This window comes from Exiguobacterium sp. s57, assembly GCF_018617685.1.
In the GTDB taxonomy this organism is placed as follows: domain Bacteria; phylum Bacillota; class Bacilli; order Exiguobacteriales; family Exiguobacteriaceae; genus Exiguobacterium; species Exiguobacterium marinum.
The window spans coordinates 39,631-51,611 of the sequence record NZ_JACSKR010000006.1 but is presented as its reverse complement, the minus strand read 5'-3'; the positions used below and the strand labels follow the sequence as shown (position 1 = coordinate 51,611).

The 11,981-nt window shown below is 48.7% G+C and carries 9 protein-coding genes; 1 reads left to right on the top strand and 8 read right to left on the bottom strand.

Translation table 11 applies throughout. The features are described 5' to 3' along the window. Window positions 1–18 precede the first annotated feature (18 nt). Window positions 19–450, top strand: coding sequence for a MarR family winged helix-turn-helix transcriptional regulator (locus KNO98_RS13100; RefSeq protein WP_214701262.1), 432 nt, complete (start codon window positions 19–21; stop codon window positions 448–450). A gap of 50 nt (window positions 451–500) precedes the next feature. Here KNO98_RS13100 and KNO98_RS13095 read toward each other — a convergent pair whose 3' ends face one another. From KNO98_RS13095 to KNO98_RS14850, 8 genes are all read right to left on the bottom strand, one after another. Further along, window positions 501–1,394, bottom strand: coding sequence for a carbohydrate ABC transporter permease (locus KNO98_RS13095; RefSeq protein WP_152538858.1), 894 nt, complete (start codon window positions 1,392–1,394; stop codon window positions 501–503). A 12-nt stretch (window positions 1,395–1,406) separates the two neighbouring features. Further along, on the bottom strand, window positions 1,407–2,294 hold the full coding sequence (locus tag KNO98_RS13090; RefSeq protein ID WP_214701260.1) for a carbohydrate ABC transporter permease: 888 nt from the start codon (window positions 2,292–2,294) through the stop codon (window positions 1,407–1,409). A 42-nt stretch (window positions 2,295–2,336) separates the two neighbouring features. Then, window positions 2,337–3,578 (bottom strand): sugar ABC transporter substrate-binding protein, encoded by a 1,242-nt coding sequence (locus KNO98_RS13085; RefSeq protein ID WP_214701259.1) that lies wholly within the window; start codon window positions 3,576–3,578, stop codon window positions 2,337–2,339. Between the two features lie 156 nt (window positions 3,579–3,734). Next, the gene (locus KNO98_RS13080) at window positions 3,735–4,700 is read right to left on the bottom strand and encodes a LacI family DNA-binding transcriptional regulator (RefSeq protein ID WP_214701257.1); all 966 of its coding nucleotides are present in this window, start codon (window positions 4,698–4,700) and stop codon (window positions 3,735–3,737) included. Window positions 4,701–4,717: 17 nt separating this feature from the next. Further along, window positions 4,718–6,250 (bottom strand): alpha-glucosidase, encoded by a 1,533-nt coding sequence (locus KNO98_RS13075; RefSeq protein WP_214701255.1) that lies wholly within the window; start codon window positions 6,248–6,250, stop codon window positions 4,718–4,720. A 35-nt stretch (window positions 6,251–6,285) separates the two neighbouring features. Then, a complete protein-coding gene (locus tag KNO98_RS14855) occupies window positions 6,286–9,504 on the bottom strand; it encodes a GH36-type glycosyl hydrolase domain-containing protein (protein WP_214701253.1) in 3,219 nt (1,072 codons plus the stop codon). Beyond that, the gene (locus tag KNO98_RS13065; RefSeq protein WP_251130028.1) at window positions 9,501–11,654 is read right to left on the bottom strand and encodes a glycoside hydrolase family 3 N-terminal domain-containing protein; all 2,154 of its coding nucleotides are present in this window, start codon (window positions 11,652–11,654) and stop codon (window positions 9,501–9,503) included. The genes KNO98_RS14855 and KNO98_RS13065 overlap by 4 nt, the downstream gene beginning before the upstream one ends. 193 nt (window positions 11,655–11,847) lie before the next feature. Further along, window positions 11,848–11,958 (bottom strand): heme-degrading domain-containing protein, encoded by a 111-nt coding sequence (locus KNO98_RS14850; RefSeq protein WP_161634142.1) that lies wholly within the window; start codon window positions 11,956–11,958, stop codon window positions 11,848–11,850. Between the last annotated feature and the right edge of the window lie 23 nt (window positions 11,959–11,981).

Here is an 11,981-nt window from a genome sequence, read left to right as displayed (position 1 = left end):
GAAAGGATGAATGACACGTTGAATGAAACACGAAAGCAACAAGTCCTCACGATGTATCGCCAAATCGATGAGCTCGACTTGCTGTTCACGAAATATTTCACGGAGCTGAATCAGTTCGAATTGAGCTATCAACAAGAACAGATGCTGCTTCTCTTTAAACGCCAAGAGACGTGGACGACGACAGAGATTGCTACGAAGATGTCCATCTCTAAAAGTGCCGTCAGTCAGGTGCTCAAAGTGCTCGAGCAACGTGACTTCGTCGCGCGGGAAAAGAATCCTGAGAACCTTCGAGAAAGCTTCATCCGGCTTGGTCCGAACGGCCTGGCGTACTCGAAACAAATCGATGCGATTGAAGAACGTCTCGCTGAAGAGATGTTCTCCGTCCTCGAAGATGACGAGATGAAGATGATCAACCGATCGCTCGCGTTGATGATTCAGAAATTCAAATAAAGAAAGGGATTTCCAAATCGGAAATCCCTTTCTTGTAGTTCACCATTATTTTATTTCATTCCAGATATATTGTATCCTTCGATGATATGTTTTTGGAAAATCATAAAGATAATGATAATCGGCACAACCATGAATGTGGCCCCAGCCATCTGTAAGGCGTAGTTTCCACCATGCTGCCCCTGTAGAAGCGCTAATCCAACCGACAATGTGTAAAGAGCTTCATCATTAGCGATAATAAGCGGCCACAAGAAACTGTTCCAAGCACCGATGAAAGTTAAAATTCCTTGTACCGCCAAAATCGGTTTTGACATCGGCAATATGATTGAGAAGAAAATTCGAAACTCACTCGCTCCATCCAATCGGGCCGCTTCTAACATTTCCTCAGGAATCGTCGTCATGAACTGACGGAACAAGAATACCCCGAACGCACCAACGAGACCGGGGAGGACAATCCCCATCATGGTGTTCGTCAGACCCATTTGATTGAGCATCAAATAAACGGGAATCATCGTAACCTGACCTGGAATCATCATTGTCGCCAAGACACCGATGAACAAGATGTTACTCCCCTTAAACTTATGCTTCGCAAACGCATAACCAGCCATTGCCGTGAGCAATAGACCGAAAAATGATGCGAGCACGATTAACAACGTATTCTTCAAATACGTTAAAAAGTTTAAATTCACGAATAAATCGATGTAATGCTCGAACGTCACGTTCTCGGGTAAGATTGTCAGCGGTAGCGACAAGATTTCCGCATCCGTTTTAAAGGACGATATTACCATCCAGAAGAACGGCAACATGAAAGCGATACCGAGGACGGTCAAAACAAGCGCGACGAGCAACTGCGAGAGTTTGGCTTTTCGTTTATGGTTTAAGTCGGGAAGTGGCGAGAATTTCTCCCGCTTCACATTCACGGCTACCGGTTTTTCATTTGGAATCATGAATGCCCCTCCTTAATAGTTGTTTTCGTTCTTTTGAAGACGGAACTGAATGAGTGTCACTGTAATGATCAGAATGAACAGCACGACCGACCCGGCAGCCGCATAACCGAAGTTACTGAGCTGGAAGCCGTTGTTGTAGATAAACAACGCGAGCGACGTCGTCGAATTGAGCGGACCGCCCTCGGTCATGATGAACGGTTCTTCGAAGAACTGAATCCATCCGATTAAAGTTGTCACCGTTACGAAGAAAATCGCGTATCGGAGCAACGGAATTGTAATCTTGAACATTTGCTGGAACGTACTTGCCCCATCTAACGATGCCGCTTCATAGTACGTGCGTGGAATCCCTTGCAGTGCTGCCAAGAAAATAATCATATTGATTCCGACCGCACGCCATACGGCAAGCATGATCAACGATAACTTAGCGATAAACGGATCTTGTAGCCATGGGACGTCTGGAAGACCGACTGTATTTAATAGAAAATTGAAGAGACCGTACTGTGGATTAAACAAGAAGCCCCAGACAACTGCGACTGCTACGACGTTCGTGATTGACGGCATATAAAAGACGACACGGAACCATTCGAAAACTTTACCAGTCCCGAAATTGATTGCCATCGCAATCGCGAGCGAAAGACCTATCACAATCGGTACTCCAATAACGACATAAACAATCGTGTTCAATAACGCTTGGATGAACACTTCATCTTTGAAAATTTCAATGTAATTGGTGAGTCCGATCCATTCAATGTTTGCCCAGTTCGCAATTCCCGCCAAATCCATGTCTGTAAAACTCATGAAAAAAGCAATAAATAAAGGCATGATTGAGAACATGAGTAACAAAAGAACCGTCGGCGCGACGAGCACATACGGCGCTCGATCATTAAGAAATTGTTTCATAAGGTTCTCCTTTAATTAAACGAGAGGGGGGTACCCCTCTGTTTATTTTAAAATCGACTTCGCTTTTTCTTGGAACACCTTAACTTCATCCTCTACAGTAGCCGCACCGCGATACATTTTCTCAAAGCTCTGCAAATATGTTTGTGCTACTTTTTCCCACGTTATCATCATCGGCATCGGCTCTGCCGCTTCCATCTGCTCACCGAATGTTCTGAGTTTCTCATCGTTTTTGAGCGTCTCGTTCTCTGCCCATGTCGCTTTTGTTGATGGAAGTGACTTCGTCATCTCCATCCACTCAGTCTGTGTTTCTGGTTTACTCATATATGCGATAAACTTTGCGGCTTCGTCTTTCTTTTCACTGCTTTCAAAAATACTTAAGTTCGATCCACCAAGGAACGAGATATTATTTTCTTTCGCTGGAAGAACGGCTGTGCCCCACTTCTCTTCAATGTCAGGCATTTGATCATTGATAATGTTAATCATCCATGGCCCACTGATGAACATCGGCACGTTCGGTTCTTCTGCCCCGAACGCCTGCACAACATCAAGCCCTAAATCGATTGGTGCATATCCTTCTGTGAAGTAGTTTGTTAAATATTCTGCGCTTTCGATGAATTCTGGTTGATCAAAGAGCGGCTCTTGATTTTCTGTTAACAGCTCTGAACCGTTTTGACGAGCGAACATAAACGATAGCATTTGGTCGTTCGTGTCCAACGTAATCCCGTACATGTCTTCCCCGTCACGAGCTGCAAGTTTTTTCGAAGCGTCTTCTAATTCATCCCACGTTTTTGGCGCTTCCGGGTAACCTACTTTTTCAAGTGCGTCTTTCCGATAATAAAGAACACGTGTATCGACATACCAAGGTGCCCCGTAAAGACCGTCCTCGAATTGAACCGTTTCAACCGATCCTTCATAAAAGTTTGATGGATCAAGTTCCGGGTAATCTTTTACGAAATCTTTCATATTCGCGAGTGCTCCCGCCTCTACGAATTCAGGCATCCAAGACGTTCCCATTTGGACGACATCTGGACCATTTTTCGAAGCGACCGCAGTCAACAGTTTATCGTGTGCTGTATCCCAAGGGATTGCTTGTACTTTGACGTTGACGCCTTCGTTTTCTTTTTCATACTGTTCTGCTAGTTTCGGTAAAGCTTTTCCTTCTTCACCCATTGCCCAGACCGTGATAGTATTTGCGTCATCGCCGCTCGATCCAGAAGAACATCCCGCCAATAGACCTGAAATGATTACCGTGCCCGCTACCGCTGCTAACCCTAATTTCTTCATCTGAATTCCTCCTTTTCTCGATAATCGAAACGTTTCGATTATCGTGTAAAAAAATAATGTTTATACAAAGGTTTTACTGCAAATCAACAGGTTAAACGTTTCTATAAACATTATAGTTCACAATGTATCCGCTTACAATACGTATTTTATCTTTTATTATTTTTTTTTTCGAATCGAGGCGTCTTTCATGAACTTTGAAGGGATTGTCTCTTTCGAATTTTCTTTTTCTTCAATCAGATGGAGTAATGCGCGAGCCGCCTTTTTGCCCCAGTCAGGCTTCGAATAACTGACGCTCGCGATTCGGGGCTGCGTATAGTTGGTAATCTCGAGTTTATCAAAGCCAACGAGCGAAATGTCTTCTCCGATTCTGAAAGAAGAGTTTTGCAAGACGTCATAAACCCCGAGCGCCATGTCATCATTTAAACAGATAATAGCATCCCCTTCTTCGAGAACTTCAAGTAAGTCACTCGCTGCACGAATGCCTGACCGTTTCGTGAATTCACCGGTCCATTCCCGGACGGTTACCCTAGCCGCGTTCGCGCGATCAACGACAACTTTTCGTCGTTCGACAGCGTCATGATTGCCGACCGGTCCGTTCACAAGATGGATTTGTCCAGGATTGGTCTCTAAGATGGCGTCCATCTCTTGATTCATCCCAATCTGATTATCGAGCAGCACACAACTGATGTTCGGATGCTCAATCTCACGGTCGAGCATCGTCAGCGGGTGGCCTCGGTCTGCGAACTCTAAAATCTGTTCTTGGGTGAAGCGATGCCCTAAGATGAGCGCCCCATCCACCATGCGTTCGGTCATCAGACGATGTGATTCGGGACCGTTGCAAACAATCAACTCATAGCCAGTATCAGACAGCTCTTGGTTGATGCCTTTTAATAACTCTCCATAGAACGATCCGGAATAATCGCCTAAAAAGGCTCCAATAATATGCGTCTTTCTCGTTTTTAGCGTCCTCGCCGCAGCGTTCGGCACGTAGTTCAACTCTTCAGCGATTTTAATGATGCGTTGCCTCGTCTTTTCTGTCACTTTCGGACTGCCGTTCAGCGCATATGAGACGGTCGATATCGAAACGCCAGCCTCTTTTGCGATGTCTTTAATTCCTGCCATTTCCTCACTTCCTTCTGTCAAAAATTATAACATATGAACGCTTCATACGGCCGTAGCATTGGCGCCTCAACCTTCTCTGTCGAAACTAAACGTTCCCCGCAACCACTGGGTAGCGGTAGCGTATCTTGAGACAAATTTGCGACGACAAGGAGTGGGGGCTCTCCATCGATTATGCGGCGATACACATATAGCCGCTCCTCCGTCGGGACGAGTTCATAAGCTCCGTCTCGAAGCAGTCTATTTGTCCGGCGTAACGCAATCAATTCTCGGTACAGATGAAGCAGACTCGTTTCATCTGAACTCATCGTCGCGACGTCCCTGCCTGCTTCGTCGTGAGCTGATCGAAGCCACGGTGTTCCCGTGCTGAACGAGTTCGTTCCTTCGTCCCATGCCATCGGAATTCGGGCATGGTCACGCCCTTTCATGCGAACAGCATCAAGCGTTCCACCCGTCCGCAAATAATTTAGCGTCTCGATATCTTGGTACTCCTCTGTCGCAATCGTACCGTTCGTCATCCCGATCTCTTCTCCTTGATACAAAAACGGGATTCCTTTCAACCCGTACAGGAGGACTGCGAGCATCTTCGCAGCCCGCTCGTCACCATCATACCACCGTGAAATGACACGCGGTTGATCATGATTGTTCCAGAACAGGCTATTGCGTCCTTCCACCGCAAACGCTCGTTGCCACGTATCGAGAGTGGTTTTCAGTCTCGACGGCTCGAACGGAGCAAGCTCCCATTTGCCTTGCCCTGCCTGCTCATCGAGAGCACACACTTCAAAATTGAAGACGACGTCGAGCGAACCGTCCCGTTGCAAAGTTAGAATTTCGTTCGGAGTCAACCCGCCCGCTTCCCCAACAAGCAACAAGGAAGAGGTGTCAACTTGCGCGACTAAATCTTTCAAGTAACGGCGCATCAACGGAAAGACAAGCCATTGCTTTCGATTGACGTCTTTACCAATTAAATCAATGACATCAAACCGAAAACCAGTCACCCCGCGCTCGACCCAAAATGCTAAGACTGCTGACATTTCCTTGCGTACTTGCTCATTCTCCCAATTCAAATCTGGTTGTTCCGGAGCGAATGAGTGGAAATAGTACTGACCCCGAACCGGTGAGTACGTCCACGTCCCACCCCCGAAGAACGATCTCCATTCATTCGGCGTATCACGCCAAATGTAGAAATCACTGAATTCTCCTTCCGGGTCACGTTCGGATTGAAGGAACCACTCATGCTGATGCGACGTGTGATTGGCGACGATGTCCATCATGATGCCGATTCCTCTGACACGTGCTTCACGAATCAACTCGTTCATATCATCCATCGACCCGAACAGAGAATCGATTCGTGTATAGTCTGCGACGTCATAGCCGTTATCGTAACCGGGTGAGACGTAAACCGGATTCAACCAAATCATCTCTACCCCGAGCCAGCTTAAATAGTCGAGGCGACTGATCACTCCTTGTAAATCACCGACCCCGTCACCGTCGCTGTCTTGAAAACTCTTTGGATATACTTGATAGACTGTGCTCACTTTTTTTGCGTTCATATGGTCCTCCTATTAAGAAAAGGGTGACGAATTCGTCACCCCTTCACCGTAATCACTAACTCATTCTTTTCCTTGGCGTAGCGCAAAAATTCATCTTTTTCGACACGCTGTCCTGCTTCGCGGTATGGGTTCGTTAGAGTGTGACCGTTCAACTTCTGACCATTCAGCGTTATACTCGGCTCACCCGTACGGAACTGGACCATCGTCTCCGCACCGAACAGGCGGATTTTCACATATGTGTCCGCATCGACAATCGGATCGAATTCGACATGATTTGTCCCGAGACGAATCCCCAGGTAATTCGAGACGAGCTGGTTGAACCAGATTCCCGGTCCACTCGAATAAATGCGCCATCCTGCTTTCACGGGTACCGCTCCATCTTTCAAACGGTTGAACTGTGCCTCCGCCGTATAGCGGTCAGCGAAATCTCCATCCGAACTACTGAAGTAGGCATTTCGTTGTCTCGGTGCGGCATTTTTCACTTCATCCATCCGGACCGGGTTAATCATATTGAAGGCCGGGCGAATTTTCTCTCGAAGCCCCGCCTTCGCGAGCGCCTCGATGTAGCGAATATGAGCATGAACGTACTGCAGCCCAATCTCACGACCAAAGTTCGCGGCCTGTTCGGCCCGCATAAAGTGACGACTGACTCCGCCTTGGTACTCGGCAGGTCGGTTCATGAGACGGACTCCGTCCGGGAACGTCAAATGCGTGGCGATTAAATCAAAGTTACGTGTCATCTGGTCTTGGTCGACAAGTTCAGCGATGACACTGCGCGTCATTGGCAACAAGCGGTAGCGCATTGGCAGCGTTTCGTCGGACGGATGAAGCATCGCCTCGAAGCGTCCATCAACTTCTTTTAAGAATCCTGCGATAACCCCGTCTCGAATCATCTCGTCTGTGAACTGCTTCCGAATTGCTTGGCTCAACTCACCTAAACGATCTGCCAAATGTGACGCCGGCAACTGTTCGTGCAACTGACGGAACGTTTGGTACGTCAATGTGACCGTCCATGAACTGATGAGGTGACGTTTCAAATCCTCATCGGCTGGTTGGAGCGTGTCGTCCCAGTCTCCTCCACCGTAAGCCGAAAAGACAGAACCTTCGACAAAGTGATCTTCAATGAATCCAAGTGCTCGTTCCACGTGCGAATACAGTGAAGCTTCCGCTTCTGTCTTTCCATCACGATAGCGGAATGGAATTATTTCGTCTAGACACGTCACGTCCTCAGTTCGGGCTAAGTAATCCGACAATGCCTTGAGCGGCCAAACGATGACATCGCCATGACTATCCTCTTGTTGGATACCCTCATATTCGTCGAACATGAACCATTGTGGCCAATCTCCGTCCTTAAATTGATGACTGAAAATCACGAGCAAGAGTTTTCGCGCCTCTTCAAAATGACCGGTCGCAAGCAAGAACTCCATCGGTCCTTGTGAAACGTCCCGCGTCCCCCAAGCGGCTCCACCATACTGCTCTAGACCGTGCGGTGATTGATAGTGTACCCGCATGTTTTGAACGTACCAAAACGCTTGAATATTCAACGCTTCGATGTCAGGTGTCTCACCTTCAAGCGTGAGTCCGTTCATATAGCTATCCATCCACGTCCGGTAAGCGTGTCGCTCCTGATTTTCATCAAGTCCGAACGGGACGTGAGTGGCCAGTCCAAGGTGCATCGTCACACGCTCACTCGGCTCAAAAGACATCCAGACGAGATCGTCCTCAAACAGTCGGTCGAACCAATCTGACGTTTTGAGGAGCTCAAACGGCTGATTGCTTTCGATCGCGTACGCCAAATTAGGTCGTGTTCCGGCGCTGTCTGCCGTATTGTCCGCTTTGAATAGGAGCCGGTTGTCCATCTGCTCCATACGGAACGGAACGACGTACTCTTGCGTGTTCATCGCGACCTGGTGGCTCATGACGATCCGTCGCGATTGCGACGATTCGACGGTCGTCTTGATAACAGGAGCATCTGAGGCGATAACTGTACGGACGATAATCGTCTCCCCGTCTAACTCGTAGCGCCATACGGCCTCGTTCAGACGCATCTCGAACAGACTCGGCATCGTCAGCAAACGGTATGCCCCGTTCATCTCGACATAGATGCGTTGCCCTGACGTTTTCGGGACATTGAGTGGATTACGGACGTTGGTCGTCCATTTGTTGAAGTTTGTGTTGCCGTAAACGATATGCGAGTTAAAGACACCGTTCATGAATACGGTCGTCGCGAGCTTCGACTCGTCCGGCATCAGACTCCCAGCGTTCAATAAGATGTTCCCGTGACTTCGCTCAACGAGAGGCTCTTTCGCCGCTAAGACGACGTGCGAACCCTCTTCGGTGAAGAAGGACATGAGCTGTCCACCCTCTATCTCTTCGAGTCGTCGCACCGGGTAGAGGCGCTCGATTTCGCTCATCGCGAGCCCGCCACCGCTGATTGGTTGGAACGATTGGTGAAGCCGCGGGCGCGGACGTACTGTTTGATCGACAGGCGTGCCCGCTTCGATTGTTGTGAAATGCTTGATTGAATTCTCTGTCAGCTCTTCAGGATGATCTTGAACGAATGATAATTCGAATGTGATTTCTCGTTCCGTCCCCATGTCTAACGTCTCTGTACGAAGTGTCGGCAAAGCGAACTCATATTGATAGACACGGGAAGGCAACGCATTGTCTAGTCCTGCGGCCCGCCCGGTCAATTTATACGATGTACCATATACATCAAAACCATCCGTCGCATATTCTACGATAGTTCGGGACGACGTCATTCGAATCGCCGGGAACCCGGTCGACTGCTTTTGATTTTGGCGCGCCATCAGCGCCGTATCCGTCTTCATATAGTCGATATACTGGGCCATGTAAGCCTCATTCGTGCGAACACCACCTTCATCAGCAAGCCCGAGATCTTGGACGTACGTGACGTCGAATTGACCTGTCCCTTCGAATGTAGCGTCAAAGCGAACGCCGTGGTCACTGATTGTCCCTCGTACTTCATATGCGAACTCCGGATAGTGTCCTGACCAAACGATTTCCTGACCAGAGGCCGCAAAATCACTAGGTGAATGCAATCCCAGCAACGGTCGGGCAACTCCGCCCTCATGTCGGACATAAAGGTTTGCCATCGAGCCGTCAAATGGATGATGGATTAACTGATTGACCATGATCGGTCCGGTTTTAAATTGGCGGATGTCTCCCATCGGAGTGAGCGAAAGGCTCACGTCTCCGCATGTTAGTGTTGTCTGTTCGGTTAATACATTCACGTCGTACACCTCGTTTTTGTTTTTAGTTCAAAAGATTTTGCCAATACGTCACGGCTGTTCGGGCCCACAAAAAGCGTAAACGTTCCCTGATCAGCGTCAAACGAACCGTTCGGCTGAAGATAGCGGAGCATATCTCCTTCAACGGTGAACGTTACCGTCACGGATTCGCCGGCTTTGAGGGTCACTTTCTCGTACCCTTTCAATTGTTTGACCGGCCGTGAGACTTTGGCTATGTTGTCTTGGATATACCATTGGATAATTTCTTCTGCCGTCGTCGCCCCATCATTTCGAATGACGACAGTCGCCTCGACGATGCCGCCTGTTTTGTCTTTGACGATGAAATCGTTGTAGCTAAACGTTGTGTATGTCATACCATATCCGAAAGGGAAAAGCGGCTCGTTCGGTGCGTCGAGATATTTGCTCGTGTAGCGTGGGTCAGCGTGTTCGATGTCTGACGGACGCCCTGTCCGCAACGCGTCGTAGCGGATCGGTACTTGTCCGATGTTATAAGGAAACGACATCGTCAGTTTCCCCGACGGACTGACTTGCCCGTACAATAAGTTCACAAGCGCCGAACCAGCTTCAGTTCCCGGATACCAGGCCTCAAGCACCGCATCCGAATGTTCAACGACGTCGCGCAAATCGAGCGGACGGCCATTGAACAAAATCGTCACGACTGGTTTCCCGAGTGACTTTAGACGCTTAAGCCCTTCGCGCTGTGTCTTCGGAAGACGAATGTCCGTACGGCTGCCGGCTTCACCGCTCATCCACGAGGCTTCGCCAAGCGCCAGGATGACGACATCCGACTGTTCTGCGATGCGGCAAGCCTCCGTCCAATCAATTTCTTTTTCGACGGTCGATCCTTCCGCAAACACATAAGGAATTTCAGCCCGGTCAAATGCCTGCCGCAACGTCACGGCTTCTTCTCTTTTCCCATATCCGTCCCACGGACCAAGCACGTCGTTTGAGTCGGCGAACGGTCCGATGAGCGCGATGCGTTGCTTTTGTAACGGAAGGACACCATCATTTTTCAAAAGGACCGCACTCTTTTCTGCCAGACGACGCGCCTGGTCTCGATGCACATCTGAAAGGTGGAGCGTTGTCTCTTTCGCTTGATCAATCCCTCGGTAAGGGTTGTCGAATAAACCTAATTCTTCTTTTAGCTTCAAGATCCGCAAGACCGCCTCATCCAGTAAAGCCTCATCGACCCCATCTGCAAGCACCGCTTCCAGATGATTCGTGTATGCGCCCGACATCATATCAATATCAACGCCAGCTCGGAGTGCGAGTTCACCCGCATCCTTCAGCGTCTCGGCGACGCCATGATGGATGAGTTCTTTGATTGCAGTCCAGTCCGAGATCAATACACCTTCAAAGCCCCAGTCACTGCGGAGGATATCCCGCATTAGATATTCACTAGCCGTGGCCGGAACACCATGGACGACATTGAAACTCGTCATTACCATCTTCGCCCCCTCTTCAAGGGCTCGTTTATAGGCCGGCAAATGGAACTCACGCAGCTCGCGGTCAGATACATCGACCGTATTGTAGTCGCGTCCTCCTTCCGGCGCGCCATACGCCGCGAAGTGCTTGACGCAGGCAGCCAGCGTATCGTCTCTCGTCAAATCGTCCGACTGATAACCACGGACGAATGCCGCCGCCATCTCACCGTTCAACCACACGTCTTCTCCGCTCGATTCCATGACACGCCCCCATCGTGGGTCGCGTGACAAGTCAGCCATAGGAGAGAACGTGACGTGTAGACCGGAAACGGTCGCTTCAACGGAAGAAGTGCGTGCCATTTGTTCAATTTCGTTGAGATCCCACGAACAGGCCATCGCGAGCGGGACCGGGAAAATCGTCCGGTGTCCGTGAATGATGTCCGCCATGAACAAGAGCGGGATGCCGAGTCGATTATGTCGCAAGTAACTTTCCTGCAACTTTTGCGCTTGTTTAGCGTTGCTGATCCCGATGACCGATCCGATGTTCCACCTATTCTCGTCGGTGATGCCGTCTTCTTTCAACAACTCCGCAATCGGTCCGGTGATCACATCTTGCTCATCATCCGAAAAAATGGATGGCAGTGTCTGAACAAGCTGTCCCACCTTTTCAGCTACTGTCATCTCCTGCACTAATTGTGTCGCTCTCATTCTATCCCGCCTTTAACTTTTATTTGTTAATCGAAACGTTTCACCTGTGTATACCAAAATTATAAGCGCTTACAAAAAGAGATGCAATGGTTTATCGAAACGTTTCTATAAAAATGTACTTATATTTTCCATCCAATAAGAAAAAACGACTTAAAATCAAATTGTTCTTGATTTTAAGTCGTTTTTTCTTCATTTAATTTTGACACTGTCGATAACGTTCCATGCCTCTAACCGCATACTTATGATCAATCTCCAATGCTAAGCCTGCGACTGACACCGTACCAATCATCCCGACACCGTTCACGCGGATCGGAAGCGTTCCTCGCT